Here is a 23,798-nt window from a genome sequence, read left to right as displayed (position 1 = left end):
GGACGCGGACCCCGGAACATCATGATTTCCCTGCCCCCAACGGCCGCGCGCCGCCGCGCGGCCAGACTTGCGGCGGCGCTTTCCGTCGTGCTGGCGCTGACCGCCTGCAAATCCGAGCTTTACACCGGCCTGACCGAACGCGAGGCGAACGAGATCGTCGCCGCCCTGATCGGGTCCGGCATTCCCGCGTCCAAGGCGCCGGGCGCCGAGGGGCTGACGGTGATGGTGGACGACGCGCGCTTCGGCGACGCGATGACGCTTCTGGATCAGCGCGGCCTGCCGTCGCGCAAGTACGACAGCATGGGCGACGTGTTCGCCAAGGAAGGGCTCGTCTCGTCCCCGACCGAGGAACGCGCCCGGCTGATCTATGCGCTGAGCCAGGAACTGTCGCGCACCATCGCGGAAATCGACGGCGTCCTGTCCGCCCGGATCCATGTTGTCCTGCCCGAAGCCGACATGCTGGGCCGCGACGTGAAGCCGTCGTCGGCGTCGGTGTTCGTGCGCTACGTCCCGACCTCGAACGTCGAAAGCTACAGCACCCAGATCAAGATGCTGGTCGCGAACTCGATCGAGGGGCTGCTTTACGACAACATCACCGTCGTGATGGTCCCGGCCGACGAGGCGACGCCCGCCGCGCAGGCCGAGGCGATGCCGAAGCTTGCCAACATCGCGGGGGTGTGGGTCCACCCGGCGAGCGTGGCGCGGCTGTGGGGGATGCTGACGGCGCTGATGGCGACGGCCACCGCGGGCTTCCTGTTCGCGGGCTGGCCCTACGCGGCGATGCTGCTGCGCCGCCGCCGCGCCGCCGATCCGCTGCGCCAGGACGGCGGATCGTGACCGCCACCGGCGCCACCGCAGGCGGCCGCACCGACCCGGCGCGGGTCCGGGCGGCGGCGGCGCGGGTGGCGCTGGCGAACCGGCGCGCGGGCTGGCTGCCCGCGGGACGCGCGGCGCAGGGCCGGGGCCTGGGCCGCCGCGCGCGCGCGCTGCCGCCGCTGGCCGCCGACATCGACGCCGGCGATCCGCTGCTGGCACCCGCCATCGACGCCGCGGCCGAGGACCGGGTCTTTGCCGCCGCCGCCGCCGCGCTGGCGTCGCACCGCCTGGCGCTCGCCGTGACCGCGCCCGACCGGGCCGAAGCCGACGCGCTGGTGGACCGCATTGCCCGCGACTTCGCGCTGCGTCGCCGGCACCTGTCGCTGCCCTTGGGCGGCGGCGACCTGCCGCAGGCGCTCGCGGCCGCCCGGATGCTTGCCCAAGCCGAATGGATCGCCCGCCTGCCCGAGCCGCTGGCCGGGGAGTATGCCGCGGCGCATGGTCATGTCCGCGACGTGACGCCCGTGCCTGCCGGAACCGCCGATGAACGCGCTGAAACCGGCGCCGACCCTCAAGTCGCGCCCGCCAACGCACCGTCCCCCGCGCGCGGCCTGCGCGGCCGCATCTTCCGCCGCAGCGCCGTCGTCGTCCCCGCCAACCCCGCCGCCGTGCCAGCGGCCGACCGCCCCGCCCGCGCGCTGGACGAGGCGCTCGCGCTGTTTGCCGCCCCCCCCCGACGCCGCCCTGAACGCTGCCCCGGACGCTAAGCCATGACCCCGCCCGAGCGCCCCCCGGAACGTCCCGCGACCATCCTGCGCAGCGACGAGCTGCGCCAGCTTCGCCAGGCGGAATCGATCCTGCGCGACGCCGAGACCGCGCGCCGCGACAGCGAAACCGCCGCCGCCGCCGAGGCCCAGTCGGTGCTGACCGAGGCACGGCAAAAGGCGCTGCGCGACAGCGCCCGCACCGCCGCGCGGCTGATCGCGCAGGCCGAGGCCAAGGCGCAGGAACGGCTGGTCGGGCTGGAGCCCGAGCTTGCGCGGCTGGTCGCCCACACCGTGCGCCAGATCGTCGGCGACTTCGCCAGGGAAGAGGCGACCTACCATGCCGCGCTGACCGCGCTGCGCCAGTTCCGCGAACACCGGCGCGGCCGCGTCTTCGCCGCGCCCGACATCGCCGCCCCGATCGACCGCGCGGTCGAGGATGCGGGCGCGTCGGGTCCCGAAATCCTCGACGTCCACACCGACCACGCGCTGGAACCCGGCCGCGCGGTGCTGACGAGCGATCAGGGAAGCGCCGAAATCGGGCTTGGCGCGCTGACCGACCAGGCGCTGCGCGCGTGGGAAGCGCCGGCGGCGACGGATCGCCACGCCGTCGTCGCGCCGCCCTTGACCGCCGAACCCGCCGCGCCCCTTTCCCGCGCGCCGGACGACGACGCATGACCGCGCCCGCCGACACGGACCCCGCCGCGCTCGCCGGGCGCGCGCCCTTCGACCCGGTCGCGCCCGGTGCGGACGTCCTTGGCGAAAGCCTGCGCGCGCGGGCAAGCCGGGTGTCCGTCCTCGACCTGCGCGGCCGCGTCACCCGCATCTCGGGCTGCGTCCTTCACGCCCAGCTGGCCGACGGCCGGGTGGGCGAGGAATGCATCCTGCGCGACCCCGTGAGCCGGGTCGAGATGACGGCCGAGATCATCGGCTTTGATGGCGAGCAGGCGATCCTTGCGCCGGCCGGCGACATGCGCGGCCTGTCGGGCCGGACCGAGGTGATCCCGACCGGCAGCGAGCCGCTTGGCCCGGCCGGCATGGCGCTGATGGGTCGGGTCGTGGACGCGTTCGGAAACCCCCTGGACGGCGGCCAGCCGATCCCGCGCACCGCCCGCCTGACCGTCGATCCGCCCGCGCCGCTGGACCGGCCGGTGATCGACACCCCCTTCGTGACCGGGCTGCGGGTCATCGACGGGATGCTGACGATGGGCGAGGGCCAGCGGATCGGCATCTTCGGCGCGGCGGGTGTCGGCAAGTCCACCCTGCTCAGCCAGATCATCCGCGGGGCCGAAGCCGACGTCGTGGTCCTGGGCCTGATCGGGGAACGCGGCCGCGAGGTGGCCGAGTTCCTGGAACGCGACCTCGGCGTCGAGGGGCGCAAGCGCGCGGCGGTCGTGGTGTCCACCTCGGACCGGCCAGCGACCGAACGGCTGCGCGCCGCCCTGACCGCCACCGCCGCGGCCGAGGCGTTCCGCGCGCAGGGGATGCGGGTCCTGCTGCTGATCGATTCCGTCACCCGCGTCGCCCGCGCGCTGCGCGAGATCGGCCTTGCCGCGGGCGAGCCGCCGGTGCGGCGCGGCTTTCCGCCATCGACCTTCGCCCAGCTGCCCCGGCTGGTCGAACGCCCCGGCCGGACCCGGACCGGGTCGATCACCGCAATCTACACGGTCCTCGTGGAAGGCGACGACGACGCCGCCGACCCGGTCGCGGACGAGATGCGAAGCCTGCTCGACGGCCACATCATCCTGTCGCGCGACCTCGCCGGGCGCGGCCATTATCCCGCGATCGACGTGCTGCGGTCGAAAAGCCGGGTCATGTCCTCGGTCGCGGACGGCGACCAGATCGCGGCCAGCCAGCGCATCCTCGCCCGCATGGCCAAGCTGGAAGAGATCGAGATCCTGGTGCAGGTCGGCGAATACCGGCAGGGCAGCGACGCGATGGCGGACGAGGCGCTGGCCACGCGCGGCGACATGGAGAGCTTCCTTCAGCAGTCCACCGCCGACCGCAGCAGCCGCGACGACACGCTGGCGCGGCTGGCGCGGCTGGGCGTCGCGCCATGATGAAGTCGATCGCGCCCGCGCTGCTCAAGCGCCGTTTGCACCAGTCGGACGTGCTGATCCGGCTGGCCGAACTGCGCCGCGACGTGGCCGTGCAGGCGCTTGCCGGCGCGCGCCGGGGCCTTGCCGACGCGGTCGCCGCGCGCGAGGCGGCCGCCGCCGCCGCCCGGGCGCTGGCAGACGAGCAGGCCGCGCGGCGCGAGGTGCTGCGCCACCCGATGCTGGGCAACGCGCAGCTGCGCGGCGCGCTCGACAGCGTGCTGAACACGTTCGCCGCCGACCGCGAGCGCGAGGCCGAGGCCGAGCGCGCCATCGTCGCCGCCGACCAGGCGGTCGAGGCGGCGCGCCACAAGGTGACCGAGGCGCGCCAGCTCGTCGCCCGCGCCGAACGCATGATCGACAAGCGCCGCAGGATGCGCGCGCCGCTGGCCGATGCGCGGATGCGCGCGATCGACCGCAGCGACGAGCTCGAGGCCGAGGAACGGCGCCTGCTCGAAGGGCTGAACGCAGGACAGATGGCATGAGCGACGGCTTTCCGACCAACCTCGGGCTGGACCTGCGCGGCGCGTCGCTGCCGGGCCTGCCCGCCGCCAAGGCAGGTGCGGCGCAACCGGCGCCCGATGCGGTCGGGCGGGCGCCCCTTGCCCCCGCGACCGCATCCCCTGCCGCGCCCGCCCTTGCGGTGTCGGCCGCGCAGGCGCGCTGCGGCAACGCCGCGCTGATCCGGCGGCGGCCGTTCGGGCTGCGGGTTGGCAACCGGCAGGTGCAGATGGTGCTGCTGCCGGGCGCGGGCGGCGCGGGCGACGCGCCGTGGCTGGCGCTGTCGCTCGACGGGGCGCCCGCCGCCGTGGCCCTGCCGTGGTCGCTGATCCGCCGGATCGCGGGCCAGCCGCTTGAGGCGGCGACGCCCGACGACGCGGCGCTGCTGGTCGAGGACGCGCTGACCACGTGGCTCGACGCGGCCGAGGATGCGCTTGGGCTGTCGCTGCGCTTCGCGCAGGTGACGCGCGATCTGCCGCGGATCGCCGACCCGGTCGCGCTGTCGCTGGGGATCGAGATCGCGGGGTCGCAGCCGTCGCGCCACCGGCTGCGGCTGATGCTGTCGCCCGCCGCCGCCGACGCGCTGGCCCGCGCGCTGGCGCACTGGGACCGCCCGCGCGGCGCGCTGCCGGGGCTGTCCCTGCGGCTGCGGATCGAGATCGACGGCACGCCCATCACTCTGGCCGAACTGGAAAGCCTTGCCCCCGGCGACGCGCTGCTTCTGCCCGGCGACGTGACCGAGCGCCAGGCGGTGGCGATCGTCGAGGGCGCGCTCGCGGCCGCCGTTGCCCCGGTGCCGGGCGGCGGCTGGCGGCTGGCCGCGCCCTTTGCGCCGCGCCCGCCGCAAGGCGCGGTGTGGCCCGCCCACGCCCCAACGCAATTGCCCAATACGTTTATTCCAAGGACCGACGCGATGACCGACGCCGACCAGCAACCGGGCCAGCAACCGGGCACCGATCCCGCCCCGGCTTCCACGACCGACGCCGCCCCCGCCGCGCAGGACCCCCGGCAACCGCAGCCGTCGGCTCAGCCCCGGCCCGACCCCGCCCCCGGCGATCAGCCGCGCGAAGGCGACGGTCAGCTTGCCGCCATCGACGCGCTGGAACTGCGGCTGTCGTTCCGCGTGGGCGAGGCGCTGATGCCGCTGGCCGAACTGCGCCGCGCGGGCGTGGGCACCATCGTGACGCTGGACCGCCCCGACGGCGCGCCGGTGGACATCGTCGTCAACGGTCAGGTCGTGGGCACCGGCCAGATCGTCACCGTGGCCGGCCAGAAAGCCTGCGAGATCCGTACCCTGTTCGGCGATGGATAGTCCCTTTCCGATGCTGATCGCGGTGTCGGGGCTGATGCTGGTCCCGTTCATCGTGGTCAGCCTGACCGCCTTCGTGAAGATCGCCGTGGTCCTGTTTCTGGTCCGCAGCGCGCTGGGGATCCAGCAGACGCCGCCGAACCTCGTCCTTTACGGGGTGACGCTGGTGCTGACGGCCTATGTCATGTCGCCGGTGATCGCGCAGTCCTTCGCCGCCGTGAACCAGGCGGGCGGCATGGAATCGCTGACCCAGCCCGGCCAGTGGCCCGGTTTGATCGAACAGGGGCTGGCCCCCGTCCGCGCGTTCCTTCTGCGCTTCACCACGCCGGGCGACCGCGCCTTCTTCCTGCAGGCGGCGCAGGAAATGCACGCGGGCACGGCGATGAACCCGACCGAGAACGACATCTTCATCCTCGCCCCGTCCTTCGTCACGGCCGAACTGACCCGCGCGTTCGAGATCGGCGTGCTGCTGTACCTGCCGTTCATCGTGATCGACCTCGTCATCACCAACATTCTGACCGCCATGGGGATGATGATGGTGTCGCCGATGGTGATCTCGCTGCCGTTCAAGCTGCTGCTGTTCGTGGCGGTGGACGGATGGTCGCGGCTGACGCACGGTCTGGTCATGAGCTACGTGCCGGGGACCTGATGCCGCTTTACGATTCGCTCAACCAGGCGCTGTGGCTGGTGCTGACGCTGTCGATGCCGGTCATCATCGCCGCGACGGCCGTGGGGCTGATCGTGGGTCTGGTGCAGGCGCTGACCCAGATCCAGGACCAGACGCTGCCGCATGCCGTCAAGTTGGTCGCGGCGGGCGCGGTGCTGCTGCTGGTCGGCGGCGGCCTTGCGTCGCAGCTGGTGCGGTTCGCCGACGACGTGTTTTCCCGCATCGCCGGGATCTGACGGGTGGAGGGGCTGCTGCCCGACCTGCTGGCCGGGGCCGGCATCCGCGCGCCCGTCCCGGTGCAGGCCGGGCAGATGCTCGTCATTCTCGTTCTGGTGGCCGCGCGCCCCTTGGGCTTCATCGCGATGATGCCGCTTTTCGGGCGCTTTCACCTGACCGTGGGGTTCCTGCGCGGGGCGGTGCTGGCGTCGATGATCATGCCGATCCTGCCCGGTGCGATCGTGCAGGTGGGCGCGACCCCGGACCTTGTCACCCCCGCCGGTCTGCCCGCGCTGATCGGGCGTGAGCTTATCATCGGGGTCGTCCTTGGCCTTCTGACCGGTATCCCGTTCTGGGCCGCGATGGCGGCGGGCGAATTCGTGGACGCGCAGCGCGGCGCGTCGATGGCGCTGCTGTTCGACCCCGGGGCGGGCACCGAGGAATCGCTGACCGGAACGCTACTGCTGCTGGTCTGCGTGATGGTGCTGGCGGTCACGGGCACGCTGATCCCGGCGCTCTTCGGGCCGCTTTACGAAAGCTACAACGTCATCCCGCTGCTGGAAAAGCTGCCGCCCCTCGACCCCGCGCAGGGGGCGCTGGCGCTGGGGCTGCTGGACACGCTTCTGCGCGCGGGCATCATCCTGGCGCTGCCGATGATCGTGCCGATGCTGCTGATCGAGATGGGGCTGGTCGTCGCCACCAAGTACATCCCGCAGCTCAACGCCATGTTCCTGGCGATGTCGATCAAGCAGGCGCTGTTCGTGATCCTGATGGTGGCCTATGCGGCGCTTCTGGCACGCTACGCGATGGGCATGCTGGACGACGCGGCGCTGAGCGCCGGGGCGCTGCGCCCGTTCCTCGACGCGCTGAGGTGACGCGATGAGCGGCAACAGCGAGGAAAAGACCCACCCGCCAAGCCAGCAGAAGCTGAAAAAGGCGCGCGAAAAGGGGCAGGTCGTCACCTCGCGCGAGACGCTGGCGTCGGTTTCGACGCTGGCGGGGCTGATCTACATCTATGCGCGGCGCGATTCGATCTGGAACGACTTTCGCACGCTATTTTCGGTCGAGCCCGCGCCGGGGCTGCCGCTGATGCAGGACCTGCAGGAACGCGCGCGAATCGCGTTCGATCTGGGGATGGGGATTCTTGTCCCCGTCCTTGTCCTGGTGATCGTGCTGTCGGTCATGGGGGCGATGGCGATTTCGGGCGGGCCGCTGTTTTCCGTCCAGCCGCTGACGCCCGATTTCAACAAGCTGAACCCGGCCGAGGGGTTCAAGAAGATGTTCGGACGCGCCGCCTGGATGCGCATGCTGATGCATCTGGTGCGAATCGCGGCGATCGGGTCGCTGGTCGCGGTGATGCTGCGCGGGCAGATCGGCGCGCTGCTGCCCGCCCCGCCGTGCGGGGTCGAATGCATGTCGCGGATCACCGAGGGGATCCTGGGTCCGCTGCTGACGGGCATCGCGGCGATCCTGATTCTCGCCGGCCTGTTCGACTATCTGGTGCAGCGCAGCGAGTTCATGCGCGAGCAGAAGATGTCGATTTCCGAGCTGAAGCGCGAATACAAGGAACAGGAAGGCGACCCGCTGCTCAAGGGCCACATCCAGGCGCAGCGCCGCGAGATGGGGGAGCGGCCAGTGGGCGGGGCGATGACCACCGCCTTCATCCGCGACGGCAACCGCGAACTGGTCGGCGTGCGCTACGTCGAGGGCGACACCCCTGCGCCCTACCTCACGATCAGGGCCAAGGGCGCGGGCGCGATCCGCCGGGCGCTGGCGTCCCGGACCGACCTGACGCCGGGCGATTCGGCCGTGGCGATCAAGGAACTGCGCGGCGTGGCCGTCGGCGACTGGATCACCACCGACGAACAGATCGCCGCGATCATGCCGCATCTGAGCCGCTGAGGCCCCCCAAAACGAAATGGGGCCCCGCGACGCGGAGCCCCCTTCCTGTTCGTGACGCCTGAAATCAGAGCCAGTTCGGCTTCGACCAGTCGTTCGAGCCGCCGAACGCGCCCATGCCGCTGAAGCTGCCGAAGCCCAGGCCGGCCAGCGAAAGCAGCGACATGCCCAGCGACTGGAAGCCCGACATCATCTGCAGGCGGCTCACGTGGTCGCTGGTCGACCCCATGCCCAGACCGGCAAAGTCCTCGTTATGGCTGTAGAAGCGGTTGTCGTAGAGGCCGCGCACTTCGTACGACTGGACGGCATACTTGTCGCCGGCCTTCGTCATGTTGCCGAACGCGTCCTCGATCGCGCCGCCGCCCTGGGTCCCGGAACCCTGGTCGCCGTTGCGGGCCTTGCCGTCGCCGTCGAACGTCTGGCCGATCAGACCGTGCGGACGAACGCCGTCGGCGATCGCGTTGTCGGTCTTGATGTCCATGTTGATGTGGTCGCCCTTGGTCTGGAAGTTGACCTCCCATTCCCCTTTCTTCACGGTGATGTCGTTGCCGTTCTTTTCGACATACCCACCGTTGGCGAGGCCGACGCGCTGGCCGTCCTTGAGGACCTGGCCGTTGACCACGGCCTTGCCCGACTTGTCCACGCTGATCGTGTTGCCGGTGGCGGTGATGCCGACCTCACCCACGACGGTCGCACCCTCGCTGCCCCACTTGTCGAAGCGGCCGTTCATCTGGAAGCCCTTGTCGGACAGCAGATTGTAGGTCTTGCCGGCTTCGCCCTGCACGTCGAACTTGCCGCCGTCGGGGTCGATGAAGTGGGGGTCGCCCCAGATCCGGGCCGTGCCCGCGATCTTCTTCGGCTCGGTCGCAGGACCGAAGGGATTGCCGATGCTCGGGCCGAAGGGCGAGCTGGAGCCGGTGTCGAAGAAGCCGCTGCCGAAAGGCGACAGGCCACCCTTGTCGTCGCCGATCAGCGCAGCAAGGTTCTTGAGCGCGTCGGACAGGCCCGACAGCAGCTGCGAAAAGCCACCCATCAGCCCGCCGAAGGGCGCCATGCCCCCGCAGCCGCCGCCGACGATGCAATGGGGTCGGAAAAGATTTTGCAGGCCGCCCAGCGGCTGCTGCGTCAGTACGTTGTTCATGTAACCAGATTCCCGAGTTGATAACCTGTGGTCGCCAGCATGCCTAAAATTGTCGGGGACCGAGTCAATTTTGTGACGCACGGCAGGAACCGGCCGAATATCGCCGGCGTTGGCAGACTTCCGCCCAGTTTTCGCAGGTGCCCCGCGAAGAAGTTCTATGTCGCCAAACTTTTCCGGGTATTTCATGTTCCTGTCACATGTCGAACCCATGTTTCCCCTCGTTCGGCTGAGACATGTCGTTCGGCAGACAAGGTGTCTGCATTAAGGAGGCTAAGTTGTCCGACCAAAAGATCGAGATCGTCGAACTGGATCGGCGCCTGGCGAACGATCCTGACGGGCTCGAGCTTCGGCGACTGACTGAACGGCTGATGGCAGGTAAAGGGCGTGTGGTCCAGGAACTGGGCCGGGGGACGAGCACCGACGAATATGCCCGGCTCTCCCTTCTCTCCCAGGCATACGATGCTGGCATCGATGCGCTGCCGAAGCTTTGGGCATCCATTCACCAAGCTGAAAACCAGTAGATTTTAGGAGAGTACCATGGACAACAACGTCGCCGCTTCGATGAACCAGTCGATCAAGGACAGCGCCGCCACCCAGGCCGCCGTTCTTGGCGCTCAGACGAAGATGAACAACCAGTCGGCCGTGTTCAACACGCTGATGGCGAACAAGGACGCCGAGAAAAAAGCGTTCGAAAAGATCCACGGCTGATCTTTTGACTGCACTGGGAAGGCGGGATCGCCCCGCCTTCCCATTCCTCCCGCTGCCCGACGGGGCGGACCTGCGCCGGGGCCACACTGGCCGACCGGCGCGAAGGAGTATCGAGATGGCACAGTCGACTTCCGCTTTCGTGCTGACGGTCCTTACCGGGCCGAACGCTGGTGCAAGCGTGCCGCTGTCCGCCGGCCGCACGTCGATCGGCTGCGGGCAGGACGACGCGCTGATCCTTGACGGGATGGCGCCCGGACATCTTTCCCTGACGCTCGACGGCCAGCGCGCCCGGATCGGCGCGGGCGCCGACGGCGTGGCCGTGGGCGATGCCGCGCCCAACGTCGTGGACCTGCCGCGCGGCAAGGCGCATATCGCGACCCTGCCGGTCATGGTGCGCCTGAACGACGAGACGACCGTGAACCTGGCCTGCCGCAGCGCCGCGAACGGCAACCGCGTCAGCCTGAAGGCGGCCGGGATCGGCGGCGCGCTGATGCTGCTGGGCGGGCTGCTGATCGGCCTGCAACTGCCGCCGGGCACCCACATCGCCCCGGTAACGCCCGCGCTGGCCGCGATTTCACCCGACGCCGCGCGCCCGTCGCCCCTGCCCGCCGCGGTCGAGGCGAAGCCGCAGAAGGTCCAGGCCTCGCCCCGGATCGAGCAATGCCTGGGCGACTGCCAGACGGCGGCGGCCGAGATGCTGCGCGCGCGGATGGCGGACGCCGGGCTCGACGGGCTGACGCTGACCGTGGACGGCGACGTGCTGCGCGTGTCGGGCGCCCTGCCCGAGGGACGCGAGGCCGCGTGGACCGACCTGCGCCGCAGCTTCGAGACGGAATACAGCCGCAGCCTGCCGCTGCTGGTCGATACCGGGGCCGGCCCCAGCGCGCCCTCGCTCGCGGTGTCGTCCATCTGGCTGGGCGGCACGCCCGAACTTCGCACCAAGGCCGGCGACGTGCTGCGGATCGGCGACAGCACCAAGGACGGCTGGACCGTCAAGGGCATCGCGCAGGGCCGGATCGACCTCGTCCGGGGCGAACAGGACGTGACGGTGCGCTTCTGATGGACATGAAGCTGCCCCCGGCGCCGACTGGACCAACCGGGCCGACCGGGCCCGGCACATCGCCGGGCGCGATCCGTCAGGCGGAACGCACGGCCGGGCTGCGCGGGATGGACCCCGCGCGGGGCACGGCCACCCGTGGCGCGGCGCGCCCCGACGGCAACCGCGCCCGCGATGCCGGAACCGCGCGGCCCGAAGGGCTTGCCCCGACCCCGCCCGGCCCCGAACGGATCCTGCGCGAAAGCATGGGCCGCGTGGATCTGCCGCCGCCCCTTGAACTGATGGCCGCGCTTGAGGCCGCGCAGGAGTTCGCGCCATTGGCCGACCGCGCGGTGCCGGGCCTCGGCAGGCTCGTCAGTGCGGTGATCGAGGACGAACGCTTCAAGCTGGCCCGCATGCTGGACCTGGGGCGATAGTGAACCAGCCCACCCGCCTAGACCCGCCGACCCCGGGCACCGGGGCGCAAACTGCCGGGCAAGGCGGGGCCGGGTCCTTCGACATCGTCGATCCGCAGGACCTTGCGGTGCCTGGCAATTCGACCGACCCGCGCGTCGTCGCGCGCCATGCGCGGCACCTGTCGGCGCTGGCGCTTCTGTACCTGCGCCATGCCGCCGCGCCGCGCGCGATGGTGCTGGGGCTTGCCGCGATGGCGATGGGCGATCTGCGGCCGCAGACGATCCTTCTGGTGGCCGAGGCGCTGTTGCAGGCGGGCGACCCCGAACAGGCGCTGACCGTGCTGGGACGGCTGGACCTTGACGGCGTGCCGGGGGTCGTGGACCGGCCGGACCCGCAGCTGCCCGACGCCATGGCGGCGCCGGGCGAGCCGCAGGTCGAGGGACCGGTCACCGACTACCACCTTGCCGCGCGCGACTTTCTCACCGCCCGGGTGCTGATGCGCCGCGGCGACGTGGACAGCGCCCGCGAGGCGTTCGACCGCGCGATCGAGCGTGCGTCGATGCTGCCGCCGCTGAACATCGACGACGACGACACGGACACCCCGGCGGAGGCACGCGCATGAACGCGATCACGGGATTCCTGCGGAAGGTCGCCGCGCGGCAGGACCTCGCGCTGATCCTGCTGCTGATCCTGATCGTCTTCATGATCATCCTGCCGCTGCCGACGTGGCTGCTGGACATGATGATCGGCACCAACATGGCGCTGTCGCTGCTGATCCTGATCGTCTCGATCTATCTCGTCAGGCCGTCGAGCTTCACCACCCTGCCCGCGATCCTGCTGTTCGCCACGCTGTTCCGGCTGGCGATCGGGATTTCCACCACCCGGATGATCCTGCTGCAGGCCGACGCGGGCAAGATCGTCGAAACCTTCGGCAAGTTCGTCCTTGGCGGCAGCCTGGTCGTCGGGATCGTGGTGTTCCTCATCATCACGATCGTCCAGTTCATCGTCATCACCAAGGGCGCAGAACGGGTGGCCGAGGTGTCGGCGCGGTTCTCGCTCGACGCGCTGCCGGGGCGGCAGATGTCGATCGACAGCGACATGCGCGCGGGCGAGATCGACATGGCCGAGGCGCGCCGCCGCCGCGAAGGGCTGCAGCTGGAATCCGAGTTCTACGGCTCGATGGACGGCGCGATGAAGTTCGTGAAGGGCGACGCCATCGCAGGCCTCATCATCATCGCCGTCAACATCCTCGGCGGTCTCGGCGTGGGCGTGGGGCAGATGGGGATGCCGTTCGGCGAGGCGCTGCACCGCTATTCGGTGCTGACGGTCGGCGACGGCATGGTCAGCCAGATCCCGGCGCTGCTGATGGCGATCGCGGCGGGCATCGTCATCACCCGCATCAGCCACACCGATTCCGCGGACCTTGGCCGCGACATCGCGGGCCAGATCGCCAAAAGCCCGCGCGCGATGCAGGTCGCGGGCATCATCATGGTGGGGTTCGCCTTCATCCCCGGCTTTCCGAAACTCACCTTCTTCCTGCTGGCGCTGCTGATCGGCGGCGGCGGCCTGATGATCGAACGCAACGTCCGCCGCCGGGCCGATGAATCCGACCCCCTCGGCCCCGATGCGCCGACCGCCGTGGGCAAGACCGACCTGATGCTGGTGCCGATGCCGCCGGTGCAGCTGACCGTGGGCAACGACATCGCCGAAGGGCTGCACCGCGGCACCTTCGACCGCGCGGCGCTGCGCGAGCGGACCCGGCTTTTCGACGATCTGGGCGTGCCGTTTCCGCGGCTTCAGCTGTCCACCGACGCCACGCTGCCCGGCGACCGCTGGCAGCTTCGGGTGGAAAACGTGCCCGTGGCCGAAGGCGCGATCCCGCCCGGCAAGCTGCGTCTGACCGACCAGCCCGACGCCGCCCGCATCCTGGGCCTGACGCTGACCGAGGCGCCGCTTTCGGCGGCCGAACAGCACAGCTGGTGGCTGGAACCTTCGTCCGAAAGCGCGCTGCGTCGCGCCGGTCTGCGCTTCCAGTCGCCCGAACAGGCGCTGGCCGCGCTCGCCACCGCCCGCCTGCCCCGCCACGCGTCCGAGTTCCTGGGCGTGCAGGAGGTCGGCGCGCTCTTGGGCGCGATGGAATCGCGCTATGACAGCCTTGTCGCCGAGGCGCAGAAGGCATTGCCCGTGCAGAAGATCGCGGCAATCATGCGGCGTCTCGTGGAAGAGGAAATCCCCATTCGCAACCTGCGGATCCTGCTGGAAACGATCGTCGAATGGGCGCCCCGTGAAAAGGACAGCGACCTGCTGACGGAATACGTCCGCGCCGCGCTTGCCCGCCAGATCAGCCACAAATACGCCGACGGCGACCGGATGATCCCGGCCTACGTGCTGGAATCCGACATCGAGGAAACCATCCGCCTCGCGATCCGGCAGGCCCCGTCGGGCGTGTTCCTTGCGCTCGAGGCGCAGCAGTCGCGCCGCCTGCTCGAGGTTCTCAAGTCCGCGGTGGGCGACCTGTCCGACCACGCCCGCACCCCGGTGTTCCTGTCCGCGATGGACGTCCGCCGTTTCCTGCGCCGCTTCCTCACGAACCACGACATGGACCTGCCGGTCCTGTCGCACAAGGAAGTGGCGCCCCAGTACAAGGTCCAACCCCTCGCCATGCTGTCGATCCGATGACGTTGCCGCAACTTCTGCGCCGCTGCGCGCTGACCCTTGCCGCCGTGCTGTGCGCGGCCTTCGTGCTGGCGATGCCTGCGTCCGCGCAGTCCGTCCTGTCGCTGGTCGAGGGCGAGGGGCGCGACGTGAACCTGCCCGACAGCGCATCGACGGTTCTCGTGGCCGATCCGGGCGTGGCGGACGTGCAAAGCACCTCGCCCACCTCGATCTTCGTGACCGGGATGGGCGCGGGCCGCACCAACATCGTCGTGCGCGACGCGGCCGACACCACGGTCGCCAGCTACACGGTGATCGTGCGCAACGACACCAGCGGCGCGCAGGCGCTGCTTGAGGACGGGCTGACCATCCGCCAGGGCGGCGAGGTGTCGGTCATCAACGGCTCCGTCAACGACGTGACCGGCGCGCGCGGCGTCTCGGCCGCGCAGAACTCGCTGGCGCTCGACGGCCAGACGGTCGTGGACAACAGCTTCTACAACGGCCCGAACCTCGTCTCGCTGCGGGTCCGGTTCATCGAGGCGTCGCGCACCGACCTGCGCCGCCTGGGCGTGGACCTTGCGGCGCTGGGTCGGTCGACCGCCGGGCCGATCCGGGTGGTGACGGGCCTTGGCGATCCCTCGGGCTTTCTGGGCGGGGCCGACGTCAGCAGCCCGGCCGTGGGCGGGCGCATCACCTCGGGGTCGTTCACCATCGACACGCTGATCGACGCGCTGGAAAGCCGGGGCGCGGTGCAGATCCTGTCCGAACCCACGCTGACCACCATGAGCGGCCAGACCGCGAGCTTCCGCGCGGGCGGCGAGTTCGCCTATCCGGTCAACCAGGGCGACGGCGTGATCTCGGCCGCGTTCAAGGAATACGGCGTCTCGATCGACTTCACCCCCACGATCCTGCCGGGCAACCGCATCGCGATCCACGTCGCCCCCGAGGTGAGCTTTCTGGACCGGTCGAACTCGACGTCCGTCGAAGGGTTCAACGTGCCCGGCCTGTCGGTCCGCCGCGCCGATACGATGGTCGAGGTCGGCAGCGGGCAAAGCTTCGCCATCGCCGGGCTTTACGAGCAGCAGTCCGAGGATTCGGGCCGCGGCGTTCCGGGGATGAGCAAGGTTCTGGGCCAGAACACCCGCCTGCGCCGCGAACGCGAGCTGATGATCTTCATCACGCCCTACCTGGCCGAGGCATCGGACGCGACCCAGCCGCGCCCTGCCCGTCCCGCACCGCAATCAACCGTGGGGTTCATCACGCGATGACACGCAAGCTGAAACGCGGCCTCGCCGCCCTGCTGCCGCTGATCGCGCTGTCGGCCTGCAACGAGCCGATGATCACCGACAGCGACGTGATCCGCTATGCGTCGGAGCCCGCCTATACCTACGATCAGGGCGGGCGCATCTTCCCGACCTCGTGCCTGACCGGGCGGTCGTCGACCTATTCGGGCACCCCGTCCAGCTGCCAGCGCGACGTGGTGTTCGCGCGGCAGGTGGCGAACGCCGACGACCTGGTGGCCCCGCGCCGCCCCGCGCCGCCGACGGCGGGCCCGGTCGGCCGCGCGGCCGAGACCTATCTGCAGGGCGGCAGGCCGCTGATCCTTACCGGGTCGTCGGGCGGCGTGCGCGCCCAACCCTCGGTCGTGACCGCGCCGGGCGTGCCGATGGACCCCTATGGCGGCTGATTAACGGCCCGCCTGCCCGCCTGCCCTTGAACGCAAGACGCCCGGACGACAATCGTCCGGGCGTTCGTTTCTCGGTTCGCGGCGGCTGCGATGTCAGTTGGTCAGCACCGTGAACGCGCGCATGCCCTGCGTGCGGGCGCGGCGGCCCACGGCCAGGATGTCGCCGATCTCGGCCGGATCAAGGCCGCGCCGCTCGGCATCGTTGCGCGCCGACGCGTCGTTGCCCGTGATCCCGCCGACCAGCACCATGTTGCGGATGTGGCTGTATTCCGCGTCGGGCGCGAAGGCCACGGCGCGGCCGATCGCATAGGCGGTCGCGTCGCCCTGCAACGCGGCGACCAGCGCGAGGTTGCTGCGCACGTCGAGGTCGCGCGGCGCGATCTGCTGCGCCGTCGTCAGTTCGGTCCGCGCCTCGGTCAGGCGGTTCATGCCGGCCAGCGCGCCCGACCGCAGCAGCATCACCTCGACATCGCCGCCGCCCGCGCTTTGCGCCGACTTGTAGGCGCCCGCGTAGTCGCCCACCGCCAGCTGCCCGCGGCCATAGCCCAGCATCAGCAGCCGGTCGCCGGGCGCGACGATCAGCGCCTCGCGATAGGCGCCCATCGATTCCACCCACAGCCCCTGGTCGGCATAGATCTTGCCCATCTGCCGCAGCGCGTCCACGTCGCCCGGATCGGTCCTGAGTTCGTGGCGAAGCTCCGCCACGCGCTGGGTGGCGGTGGTCTGGCGCGTTTCCTCGACCCCGTATTCGGGATCGCAGGCGGCCAGCGCGCCGATCATGGGCAGCGCGACGAGCGCCCGGCGCAGCGAGGGCGGGAAGGATGTGAAGGACGTCATCAAGGCTCCTCGGTCGGCCGTTGTCGGTTAAGGCCACCGCGTGAAGTTTCCGTGACAGTCCAGCGAACGGCCGCGGCTTGATGGCTGATCTTGCGAATGTTTTGACCCGAGGTTTACGCTATCGCAAGGGTTTCGTGCTTGAACGAAGCAGGCGGCGCGTGCGTTGGGCGATGCGGCAACAGGTGGGGACCGGGCGGATGATGATCGACAAGCTGGACCCGACGCCCGCGCGCGGTGCCGGGGCATGAAGCCCGACCCGCGCCAGATCGTCACCGACCGGCCGCTGCGCTTTCAGTGGACGGCGCTTCTGATCCTGACCCTGCTGCTCGTGCTGGGCGGCAGCTATCTTTACGGACGGGTCGCCGGCTCGGCCGCGGGCATGCTGTTCGACGACCTGTCGCTCGTCTGGGTCATCGCCGTCCTGTTCCTTCTGATCGTGGCCAAGGGCATCTACACCAACCAGCCGAACCAGGCGGTGGTCGCAAGCCTTTTCGGCCGCTACGTCGGCACCGACGGGCACACCGGCCTGCGCTTCAGCAACCCGCTGCACGTGCGCCGCCATGTCAGCCGCCGGGTCCAGAACTTCGAGACCGGCAATCTCAAGGTCAACGATCTGGACGGCAATCCGATCGAGATCGCGGCGATCGTCGTGTGGCAGGTGACGGACGCCGCCGAAGCGGTCTTCAACGTCGAGGACTACCCCTCGTTCCTGCGGGTGCAGTCCGAATCCGCGGTGCGGGAAATCGCGTCGCTGCACGCCTATGACGCGCCCGAGGGCCGGTTGTCGCTGCGCGCGAACGCGGCCGAAATCTCGGACCTGCTGCAGGCCAGCATCTCGGCCCAGGTGGATCAGGCGGGCCTGCGGATCATCGGGGCGCGGATCAGCCACCTCGCCTATTCGCCCGAGATCGCGCAGGCGATGCTGCAGCGCCAGCAGGCGACGGCGGTCGTGGCGGCGCGCCAGCAGATCGTGGCGGGCGCGGTCGGCATGGTCGAGGACGCGCTGCGCGAGCTGAGCGCGCGCAATGTGGTCGAGTTCAGCGACGAACAGAAGGCACAGATGGCCGCGAACCTGCTGACGGTCCTGTGTTCGGACCGTCCGGCGCATCCGGTCGTCAGCGTGTCGTCGGGCACGGCCGGGACGGGCAGGCTGGCAGGGTAACTGGTGCGTCGCACCCTGGGGCTGCGTCACGGGCGGCTGTAAGCGGGGCCTGCGCGCAGAACGGCGCACGGTGCCATCGAGCGGCGGATCGGGCAATCGCGTCGTTTCCAACACAGGCCAATGGCGGCGGTTCGGCGCGCATGACGCGGCCCCCGTCAGCGTCAATCCGCCGCGGTGCGCGGAAAGATCGTATCCTAAGCATCTGACAAGAAACCGTTGCATCGTGGTGATGTGATGGCGGGGAACGGTGATTCGTTCGGGCTCGGTCAGCGGGTCCGAAAGCCTGCATCCGCCATAAGCCCGGCTTCTTCCAGGAACACGCCCATGAACTTTGACAGTATCCGCCGCGCCGCGACCAATGCCGTCGCGAACGTCATCAAGTCGACGCCGAAGCCGTTCACGCCGCCCGCCACCGCGCCCGCGCAGCCCCACAAGCCGCCGCAAACCGCGTCGCAGCCCCAGAACCCGGCGCAGCCGCACGATGCGACCAGCAGCCTTCCCGGTGCCAAGCCGCCCGCGGGCCAACCCGCCAAGGACCCGACCGCCTCGGGCTTCACCGAAGCCGGCAAGGGCATCAAGGCGGGGCTGAACCCGCGCGACGGCATCAATGCGCTCAACAGCGACGGCGATTCCACGACCTTCCGCCTGACGCCGGAGGGAAAGGCGCAGGCGAACGTGCGGCTTGGGAAGCTTGGCGCCAAAGGGCAGCTCGGTTCGGAAACGACCGTCACCCAGAAGGGCGAGGGGCCGGACGCCAAGTACGTCGTGCGCTACGACAAGCAGGCGCTTGCCGCGGTCACGGGCGAGATCGGGTCGGACTCTCTGGGCAAGGGCAAGGGCAAGGGCGGCGCGGTCCCGGGCGGCGCGGCCCCCGGCGGCGACAAGAGCGCAGTCGACCTGAACCTCAAGGCCGAGGTCGGCGGCCAGACCTTCGACGCGGTCGAAATGACCTTCGACAGCAAGGACGACGCCGTCCGCGCCGCCGAGACGATGAAGAAGATCACGATGGCAGACGCCGTCAACAACTCGATCGACATGTCGCTGAGCGCGGCCGGCCCGGTGGCCAAGCCGCTCGACAAGATCGAGGACTATGTCAACGGCGGCAACGACAACCCGCTGTCGAACCCGCTGCTGGACGGCACCGACGGCAAGCTGGGCCGCAAGATCGCGGGCGTGTCGGACGACGACATGAAGTTCCTCAAGGGCCACGTGTCCGCTTATGAGCAGACGCTGGGCACGCGCCACCGGCTCGCGGGCGAGCTGAAGGGCGACCTGAAGCTGTTCAAGGTCGCGGGCGAGGGCCGGATCGACGGCACCGCGCGCATCTCGCGCCGGGTCGAGCTGCCGACCGACCAAAAGGACGGCAGCGTCACCTATTCGATGGAAGGCGGCACCCGCGTTTCCGCAAAGGAAAAGGCGAACAAGGGCTTCAAGCTCAACGGCCTGCCGATCGACCCGAAGTTCGAGAACCGGCTGGATCTCGCGCAGGGCGCCACCAAGATCAGCATGACCTTCACGCTGCCCAAGGGCGGCAACGACCCGACGAGATCGACGGGCGGCCGGGTTGTCCCGGAACTCGACGCGACGCCGGGCAGCGCCGGGATGCCGCTGCAGTCGGTGTCGGTGAAATCGACGGTCGAATATCGCGACCAGCCGTTTGGCGACCCGTCGCGCGGCGACAGCAAGCGGCTGAGCGCGGCGTTCACGCTCGACAAGCCGCAGAACGTCGAAGGCGCGGTCGGCAAGTTCCTCGACGGCGACTTCCGCCAGGCGGCGATCGACACGGGCGCGCGCGTCGACCTGAAGGCCGAGCAGATCAAGCGCAGCGGCACCGACACCCAGACCGGGCTGAAGGTGGACCTGGGCGTGGGCGACGTCGAGGCGTCGCTGATCGCGACCACGGGCGTCAACGACATCACCCATGTCGCGTCCAAGACGATCCAGCCCGACACCGGCAAGGTTGTGGACACCCCCGCGCCGGTCGATCCCAAAACCAAGACCGTGGTCCCGCCCGGCCCCACCGACGACGGCAAGACGCTGGTCGTGACCCCGTACAACGGCGCGATCGTGCGCGACGCGCCGCTGGGTGCCGAAAGCGCCACGCTGCAGAACGGGACCTTCGTGCGCGACCGGGGCGACCGCCAAATCGACGCCAACGGCCAGGAATGGACGCGCGTGGCCGGCACCGACGACAAGGACAAGCTTGCCGAAGGCTGGGTGCGGTCGGACCTGTTGCAGAAACACTCCAGCGCGACCGGCGCGATGGACGAGCGCGGCCGGATCAACCCGGCGCTCGATCACGAACGCTTTGACACCGTTCAGGTGGAAAAGGACGACAACCTCTACGATCTCGCGCAGAAGCTGGGCGTCGATCCCAAGCAGATGGTCGAGGTGAACAAGGACCACGTCATCAACCCGTCGCTCGTGTTCCAGGGCGACAAGGTCTATCTGCCGGGGACCGGCAAGGGCGCGAAGCCCGTCGAGGTTCGGGTCGAGCCGCAGCAGGCCCCGACCCAGCCGGGCACGACCGGCAGCAACGACCCGACGAAAAGCAACGGCGGCACCTCTAGCAACGGAACGACCAGCAACGGCCAGCCCGCAACCCCCGGCGCGCCCGCCGCACCGAACGGCTCGACGAAAGCTGCGCCCGCCGCGCCCGCGGCCCCGGCCAACGGCCGTCCGTCGATTGACGACATCCGGTCGCGCTATCAGGTCGGCGACGACACGATGACGGACTACAAGCCCAAGCTGGGGCCGCTGCCGATCACGGTGCCGGGTGTGGACAGCACGTCCATGACCTCGACCGAGGCGAGCCTGCTGGACCGGCTGGGCGCGGGCAACGTCTTCGACCTCAAGGAGTTCCAGAAGATCTCGTCGCGCAACCCGGACGATCCGGGCCTTGCCGGCAAGGTCGCCGACGAACGCTTCCCGCAGGTGGACGGCGACGGCACCTTCGTGAAGGGTGGCGAGGACGGGCACAACGACGCCTTCCGCCACGCCTACTGGAACGGACTGATGAGCAAGCGCTTCGGCGAGAACTTCGCGACCTCGTTCTCGACCGCGCACGAAGGTATTCCGGGCAACCCTGCCGACCGCGAGGCGATGGACCTGTACAACGACGAGGTCGGCCGCAAGATCGCACGCGAGAACCCGGACGCCTCGGACGAGGACCTGGCCCAGAAAACCTATGAGGCGGTCAAGAAGGGTGACATGCTGGTCGTCGGCAAGGACGGCAAGCTGACCTGGTCGGACGGGGTTGCGGTGGGCGAAACCGGATACGCCGCGCCGCAGGTCCTGCCCGGCACGCAGAAGGTGCCGGCCTACAACTCGAACTGATCCGAACCGACCTGAACTGGATAGCCTATGCTACCGAACCTCACGGCCAAGGCCGCCGCACTTGCGCTTGGCGCGTCGATCCTCGGATCGGCGCTCTGGGCCCAGGGGGCAACGACGGGAACCGATACGGCAATGCTTGACGAAATCCAGGCCTTTACCGCCGCCGGCCCCTCGGGCGCGCGGCTGAAGCTGGCCGACGTGACCGACTTTGAATGGGACACGGTGTACGGGTTCGCCCCGAACATGCCGATCCAGATGTACCGCAGCCGGCTGGGCGACGACTACAAGATGGGTCCGCTGGGCGAGACCCTGACGGACGACACCTCGGTCCTCGTCTTTACCAACGCGGGCGCGGTCGTGGCGCAGGTGCCGGTGGGCCCGCCCGTGTTCATCATCGGGCTTGACGCCGAACCGCACGGCACCGACGCGGCGCTGACGGTCACGAACGAGGATCCCGGCCCCTATTCGGCGCTGAACCTCGGCGAGTGACGGCGCGGTTCTGACGACAAGGAACACCCGGTCGCCACGGCCGGGTGCTTCGCTTTTCCGCGGTGGCGACTTTCGCGGGCGACGCCGCCCGCCGCCTTAGCCCAGCGGGGTGTCGTCGGCCTCGGGCAAGCCGTCGTCGTTGTTCATGACATCGGCCAGCGGCGCGGTCAGGTGGCATTTCACCCCGTCCGGGTCATAGACGATGCGGACCCAGCCCGCGCCGGCATCGGCAAGCCCCATCTCGAGCAGCTGGGTCCCGAAGCCCGTGTGTTCGGGCGCCACGACCACGGGACCGCCACTTTCGACCCAGTCCATCGCCAGGACCGGACCGGCCGCCCCCTCGCCGTCCCGGACCGACCATGTCAGGTCCACCCGGCCATCCGGCACCGACAGCGCGCCGTACTTGCCCGCGTTCGTCGCCAGCTCGTGGACGATCAGCGACAGCGACAGCGCCGAGCGTGACCCGATCGTCACGTCCGGGCCGTCGATCACGATCCGCCGCCCCTGCCCGTGGACCGCCGCCGCGCCCTCGATGATCGACCGGATCGCGGCGGCGTTGCTTTGCCCCGTCATCACCACGTCATGCGCCGACGACAGCGCCCTGATCCGGTCCAGCATGGACTGCCGCCCGGTCTCGATGTCGTCGGCGTCGCGCAGGGTCTGCGACACGATCGCCGACACCACCGACAGCGTGTTCTTGAGCCGGTGCGCCAGTTCGTGGTTCAGCGTGGCGCGGCGCTGTTCGTTGCGGACCCGCCGGGTGATGTCGCGCATCGCGCCGACGAAGCTGGTCGGCGCGTCATCCTCGCGCAGCGTCACGCCCTTCATCGAGGCCCAGCGTTCGATCCGGTCGTCCAAGCCGAACACGCGGAACTTCATGTCGAACACGTCGGTCCCGGTGCAAGCCCCGGCAAAGCGGCGCTCGAACTCGGCCCGGTCGTCGGGGTGGATGGCGCCGACCATGTCGCGCAGGACCGGGACCCGCCCCTCGGCCGCGCCGAAAAGCGCCCGCACCTTGCGGTCCCAGTCCACCGTCCCGGTGCGAAGGTCGATGTCCCACAGGCCCACGTCGCCGATCTCGACGGCCAGGCGGCGGCGCTGTTCAAGCTCGGCCCGCAGCTGTTCCGCGCGGACCCGGTCCGAGACGTTGGAAAGGACCAGCACGAACTGATCGCCCGCCAGCGGCTGCGCGACGCCGTCGTACCAGCCGCCCTCGCGGCCGACCTGCCGGGTGAATGACAGGGGGGCCTGCGTATCGACCACCTCGACGGCGAGGTCGATCCAGTAATGGTCGATGTCGCCCAAGACCTCGCGCACGGTCGCACCGGCCGCGACCTTGTCGTCAAAGCCGCCGAGCCGCCGCCACGAGGGATTGTATTCGATCATGCGAACATCGAAGGCGCGCCCGTCCGGGCCGCGCACCAGCTCGCCCACCAGCAGCGCCTCTTGCAGCTTGGTGAACAGCGCCTGCCACCACGCCTCGGATTCCTGCAGTCGAGCGGCCGTGGCCACCGCCTCGGTCTGTTCCAGCGTCAGGCAGCGCAGGCCGCGGACCCGTCCGGCAGCGTCGCGGACGGGCGAATACGAAAACGTCCACCACGTATCCTCGGGGACGCCGTAGCGTGCCATGCGGATGTGGTAATCCTTCATCATTGTCGGCACGCCCGCAAAGCCGCGCTCGACCATGTCTTTCACGGCGGGCCACGCATCGGGCCACAGCGCGGGCAGCGTGCGGCCGATCGCATCGGCCACGCGGGGCCCCAGCACAGGGCGGTAGGCGTCGTTGGAAAAGAACCACCGCTCGTCGCCCCACAGCAGGTATTCGGCCTCGACCGACGACAGAAGCGAATTGACCATCGCCAGCAGCAGCGGATCCCAATCCTGCGGATGGCCCAGCGGGTGGGTCGTCCAGTCAAAGGCCGCAAGTTCGCGCCCGGTCTGCCCACCCTCGGCAAAGAAGGTCCGGCCAGCGATCGCGTCCCGCGCGCCGGCGTGTGAGGGGTGGGCTGAGTTGTCGTGCGGCATCGGGATGGCGAGGTCTGTCGGGTTGGACAAATGGTCA

The 23,798-nt window shown here is 69.9% G+C and carries 25 protein-coding genes; 22 read left to right on the top strand and 3 right to left on the bottom strand.

Going from position 1 to position 23,798, the window contains the following annotated elements:
* Positions 1–21: 21 nt before the first annotated feature.
* The 10 genes from sctJ to FNF32_RS12835 are packed head-to-tail and all read left to right on the top strand — an operon-like array spanning position 22 to position 8,271.
* Positions 22–837: a type III secretion system inner membrane ring lipoprotein SctJ gene (sctJ, locus tag FNF32_RS12880; RefSeq protein ID WP_131674035.1), complete on the top strand. Its 816-nt coding sequence runs from the start codon at positions 22–24 to the stop codon at positions 835–837.
* Positions 834–1,583, top strand: a complete 750-nt coding sequence (locus FNF32_RS12875) for a hypothetical protein (protein ID WP_143796683.1) — start codon at positions 834–836, stop codon at positions 1,581–1,583. The genes sctJ and FNF32_RS12875 overlap by 4 nt, the downstream gene beginning before the upstream one ends.
* 3 nt (positions 1,584–1,586) lie before the next feature.
* Positions 1,587–2,258, top strand: coding sequence for a hypothetical protein (locus FNF32_RS12870; RefSeq protein WP_131675486.1), 672 nt, complete (start codon positions 1,587–1,589; stop codon positions 2,256–2,258).
* Positions 2,255–3,640, top strand: coding sequence for a FliI/YscN family ATPase (locus FNF32_RS12865; RefSeq protein WP_131675485.1), 1,386 nt, complete (start codon positions 2,255–2,257; stop codon positions 3,638–3,640). The genes FNF32_RS12870 and FNF32_RS12865 overlap by 4 nt, the downstream gene beginning before the upstream one ends.
* Entirely contained in the window at positions 3,637–4,161 is a 525-nt protein-coding gene (locus FNF32_RS12860) for a hypothetical protein (protein WP_143796682.1), read from the top strand. Before FNF32_RS12865 ends, FNF32_RS12860 begins: the two co-directional genes overlap by 4 nt.
* On the top strand, positions 4,158–5,489 hold the full coding sequence (locus tag FNF32_RS12855) for a FliM/FliN family flagellar motor switch protein (protein ID WP_143796681.1): 1,332 nt from the start codon (positions 4,158–4,160) through the stop codon (positions 5,487–5,489). Before FNF32_RS12860 ends, FNF32_RS12855 begins: the two co-directional genes overlap by 4 nt.
* A complete protein-coding gene (sctR, locus tag FNF32_RS12850; protein ID WP_131674173.1) occupies positions 5,482–6,135 on the top strand; it encodes a type III secretion system export apparatus subunit SctR in 654 nt (217 codons plus the stop codon). Before FNF32_RS12855 ends, sctR begins: the two co-directional genes overlap by 8 nt.
* Positions 6,135–6,389, top strand: coding sequence for a type III secretion system export apparatus subunit SctS (gene sctS, locus FNF32_RS12845; RefSeq protein WP_131674172.1), 255 nt, complete (start codon positions 6,135–6,137; stop codon positions 6,387–6,389). The genes sctR and sctS overlap by 1 nt, the downstream gene beginning before the upstream one ends.
* A gap of 3 nt (positions 6,390–6,392) precedes the next feature.
* Positions 6,393–7,244 (top strand): EscT/YscT/HrcT family type III secretion system export apparatus protein, encoded by an 852-nt coding sequence (locus FNF32_RS12840; protein WP_131674171.1) that lies wholly within the window; start codon positions 6,393–6,395, stop codon positions 7,242–7,244.
* Positions 7,245–7,248: 4 nt separating this feature from the next.
* On the top strand, positions 7,249–8,271 hold the full coding sequence (locus FNF32_RS12835; RefSeq protein WP_131674170.1) for an EscU/YscU/HrcU family type III secretion system export apparatus switch protein: 1,023 nt from the start codon (positions 7,249–7,251) through the stop codon (positions 8,269–8,271).
* Between the two features lie 64 nt (positions 8,272–8,335).
* Here FNF32_RS12835 and FNF32_RS15370 read toward each other — a convergent pair whose 3' ends face one another.
* Positions 8,336–9,595, bottom strand: coding sequence for a VWD domain-containing protein (locus tag FNF32_RS15370; protein WP_185961962.1), 1,260 nt, complete (start codon positions 9,593–9,595; stop codon positions 8,336–8,338).
* Positions 9,596–9,684: 89 nt separating this feature from the next.
* On the opposite strand from FNF32_RS15370, the gene FNF32_RS12830 reads away from it, so the two are divergent.
* From FNF32_RS12830 to FNF32_RS15360, 8 genes are all read left to right on the top strand, one after another.
* Positions 9,685–9,930: an EscE/YscE/SsaE family type III secretion system needle protein co-chaperone gene (locus tag FNF32_RS12830; protein ID WP_185961961.1), complete on the top strand. Its 246-nt coding sequence runs from the start codon at positions 9,685–9,687 to the stop codon at positions 9,928–9,930.
* 16 nt (positions 9,931–9,946) lie between these two features.
* The gene (locus tag FNF32_RS15365) at positions 9,947–10,117 is read left to right on the top strand and encodes a hypothetical protein (RefSeq protein ID WP_185961960.1); all 171 of its coding nucleotides are present in this window, start codon (positions 9,947–9,949) and stop codon (positions 10,115–10,117) included.
* Positions 10,118–10,232: 115 nt separating this feature from the next.
* Positions 10,233–11,177 (top strand): SctD/MshK family protein, encoded by a 945-nt coding sequence (locus FNF32_RS12825; protein ID WP_131674168.1) that lies wholly within the window; start codon positions 10,233–10,235, stop codon positions 11,175–11,177.
* Positions 11,177–11,590 carry a hypothetical protein gene (locus FNF32_RS12820; protein ID WP_131674167.1) on the top strand — a complete coding sequence of 138 codons (414 nt, stop codon included), beginning with the start codon at positions 11,177–11,179 and terminating at the stop codon, positions 11,588–11,590. The genes FNF32_RS12825 and FNF32_RS12820 overlap by 1 nt, the downstream gene beginning before the upstream one ends.
* Positions 11,590–12,192 carry a tetratricopeptide repeat protein gene (locus FNF32_RS12815; protein ID WP_131674166.1) on the top strand — a complete coding sequence of 201 codons (603 nt, stop codon included), beginning with the start codon at positions 11,590–11,592 and terminating at the stop codon, positions 12,190–12,192. Before FNF32_RS12820 ends, FNF32_RS12815 begins: the two co-directional genes overlap by 1 nt.
* On the top strand, positions 12,189–14,249 hold the full coding sequence (sctV, locus tag FNF32_RS12810) for a type III secretion system export apparatus subunit SctV (RefSeq protein WP_131674165.1): 2,061 nt from the start codon (positions 12,189–12,191) through the stop codon (positions 14,247–14,249). Before FNF32_RS12815 ends, sctV begins: the two co-directional genes overlap by 4 nt.
* Complete coding sequence (locus tag FNF32_RS12805) at positions 14,246–15,493, top strand: type II and III secretion system protein family protein (RefSeq protein WP_131674164.1); 1,248 nt, start codon at positions 14,246–14,248, stop codon at positions 15,491–15,493. The genes sctV and FNF32_RS12805 overlap by 4 nt, the downstream gene beginning before the upstream one ends.
* Entirely contained in the window at positions 15,490–15,912 is a 423-nt protein-coding gene (locus tag FNF32_RS15360; protein ID WP_185961959.1) for a hypothetical protein, read from the top strand. The genes FNF32_RS12805 and FNF32_RS15360 overlap by 4 nt, the downstream gene beginning before the upstream one ends.
* A gap of 93 nt (positions 15,913–16,005) precedes the next feature.
* Here FNF32_RS15360 and FNF32_RS12795 read toward each other — a convergent pair whose 3' ends face one another.
* The gene (locus FNF32_RS12795) at positions 16,006–16,749 is read right to left on the bottom strand and encodes a tetratricopeptide repeat protein (protein ID WP_131674163.1); all 744 of its coding nucleotides are present in this window, start codon (positions 16,747–16,749) and stop codon (positions 16,006–16,008) included.
* Between the two features lie 80 nt (positions 16,750–16,829).
* Here FNF32_RS12795 and FNF32_RS15355 point away from each other — a divergent pair, with 80 nt between their 5' ends.
* The 4 genes from FNF32_RS15355 to FNF32_RS12780 all read left to right on the top strand — a co-directional run bounded on the left by FNF32_RS15355 (position 16,830) and on the right by FNF32_RS12780 (position 21,736).
* On the top strand, positions 16,830–16,997 hold the full coding sequence (locus FNF32_RS15355; RefSeq protein ID WP_185961958.1) for a hypothetical protein: 168 nt from the start codon (positions 16,830–16,832) through the stop codon (positions 16,995–16,997).
* On the top strand, positions 16,994–17,911 hold the full coding sequence (locus FNF32_RS12790) for an SPFH domain-containing protein (RefSeq protein ID WP_131674162.1): 918 nt from the start codon (positions 16,994–16,996) through the stop codon (positions 17,909–17,911). Before FNF32_RS15355 ends, FNF32_RS12790 begins: the two co-directional genes overlap by 4 nt.
* Positions 17,912–18,235: 324 nt before the next feature.
* A complete protein-coding gene (locus FNF32_RS12785; protein ID WP_131674161.1) occupies positions 18,236–21,247 on the top strand; it encodes a DUF6973 domain-containing protein in 3,012 nt (1,003 codons plus the stop codon).
* A 132-nt stretch (positions 21,248–21,379) separates the two neighbouring features.
* Positions 21,380–21,736, top strand: coding sequence for a hypothetical protein (locus tag FNF32_RS12780; RefSeq protein WP_143796680.1), 357 nt, complete (start codon positions 21,380–21,382; stop codon positions 21,734–21,736).
* Between the two features lie 96 nt (positions 21,737–21,832).
* Here FNF32_RS12780 and FNF32_RS12775 read toward each other — a convergent pair whose 3' ends face one another.
* The gene (locus tag FNF32_RS12775) at positions 21,833–23,761 is read right to left on the bottom strand and encodes a PAS domain-containing sensor histidine kinase (RefSeq protein WP_221930726.1); all 1,929 of its coding nucleotides are present in this window, start codon (positions 23,759–23,761) and stop codon (positions 21,833–21,835) included.
* Positions 23,762–23,798: the final 37 nt, after the last annotated feature.

It is taken from the genome of Paracoccus marinus, assembly GCF_007018965.1.
Classification (GTDB): Bacteria; Pseudomonadota; Alphaproteobacteria; order Rhodobacterales; family Rhodobacteraceae; genus Paracoccus; species Paracoccus marinus.
This window is presented reverse-complemented; position numbering and strand designations above follow the sequence as displayed.

Coding starts and splice junctions, on each gene's coding strand:
- FNF32_RS15355 (WP_185961958.1), top strand. CDS start 16,830: ATGGCTGATCTTGCGAATGTTTTGACCCGAGGTTTACGCTATCGCAAG.
- FNF32_RS12805 (WP_131674164.1), top strand. CDS start 14,246: ATGACGTTGCCGCAACTTCTGCGCCGCTGCGCGCTGACCCTTGCCGCC.
- FNF32_RS12795 (WP_131674163.1), bottom strand. CDS start 16,749: ATGACGTCCTTCACATCCTTCCCGCCCTCGCTGCGCCGGGCGCTCGTC.
- FNF32_RS15360 (WP_185961959.1), top strand. CDS start 15,490: ATGACACGCAAGCTGAAACGCGGCCTCGCCGCCCTGCTGCCGCTGATC.
- FNF32_RS12835 (WP_131674170.1), top strand. CDS start 7,249: ATGAGCGGCAACAGCGAGGAAAAGACCCACCCGCCAAGCCAGCAGAAG.
- sctS (WP_131674172.1), top strand. CDS start 6,135: ATGCCGCTTTACGATTCGCTCAACCAGGCGCTGTGGCTGGTGCTGACG.
- FNF32_RS12785 (WP_131674161.1), top strand. CDS start 18,236: ATGAACTTTGACAGTATCCGCCGCGCCGCGACCAATGCCGTCGCGAAC.
- FNF32_RS12865 (WP_131675485.1), top strand. CDS start 2,255: ATGACCGCGCCCGCCGACACGGACCCCGCCGCGCTCGCCGGGCGCGCG.
- FNF32_RS12870 (WP_131675486.1), top strand. CDS start 1,587: ATGACCCCGCCCGAGCGCCCCCCGGAACGTCCCGCGACCATCCTGCGC.
- FNF32_RS15370 (WP_185961962.1), bottom strand. CDS start 9,595: ATGAAATACCCGGAAAAGTTTGGCGACATAGAACTTCTTCGCGGGGCA.
- sctJ (WP_131674035.1), top strand. CDS start 22: ATGATTTCCCTGCCCCCAACGGCCGCGCGCCGCCGCGCGGCCAGACTT.
- sctR (WP_131674173.1), top strand. CDS start 5,482: ATGGATAGTCCCTTTCCGATGCTGATCGCGGTGTCGGGGCTGATGCTG.
- FNF32_RS15365 (WP_185961960.1), top strand. CDS start 9,947: ATGGACAACAACGTCGCCGCTTCGATGAACCAGTCGATCAAGGACAGC.
- FNF32_RS12790 (WP_131674162.1), top strand. CDS start 16,994: ATGAAGCCCGACCCGCGCCAGATCGTCACCGACCGGCCGCTGCGCTTT.
- sctV (WP_131674165.1), top strand. CDS start 12,189: ATGAACGCGATCACGGGATTCCTGCGGAAGGTCGCCGCGCGGCAGGAC.
- FNF32_RS12855 (WP_143796681.1), top strand. CDS start 4,158: ATGAGCGACGGCTTTCCGACCAACCTCGGGCTGGACCTGCGCGGCGCG.
- FNF32_RS12780 (WP_143796680.1), top strand. CDS start 21,380: ATGCTTGACGAAATCCAGGCCTTTACCGCCGCCGGCCCCTCGGGCGCG.
- FNF32_RS12825 (WP_131674168.1), top strand. CDS start 10,233: ATGGCACAGTCGACTTCCGCTTTCGTGCTGACGGTCCTTACCGGGCCG.
- FNF32_RS12775 (WP_221930726.1), bottom strand. CDS start 23,761: ATGCCGCACGACAACTCAGCCCACCCCTCACACGCCGGCGCGCGGGAC.
- FNF32_RS12820 (WP_131674167.1), top strand. CDS start 11,177: ATGGACATGAAGCTGCCCCCGGCGCCGACTGGACCAACCGGGCCGACC.
- FNF32_RS12860 (WP_143796682.1), top strand. CDS start 3,637: ATGATGAAGTCGATCGCGCCCGCGCTGCTCAAGCGCCGTTTGCACCAG.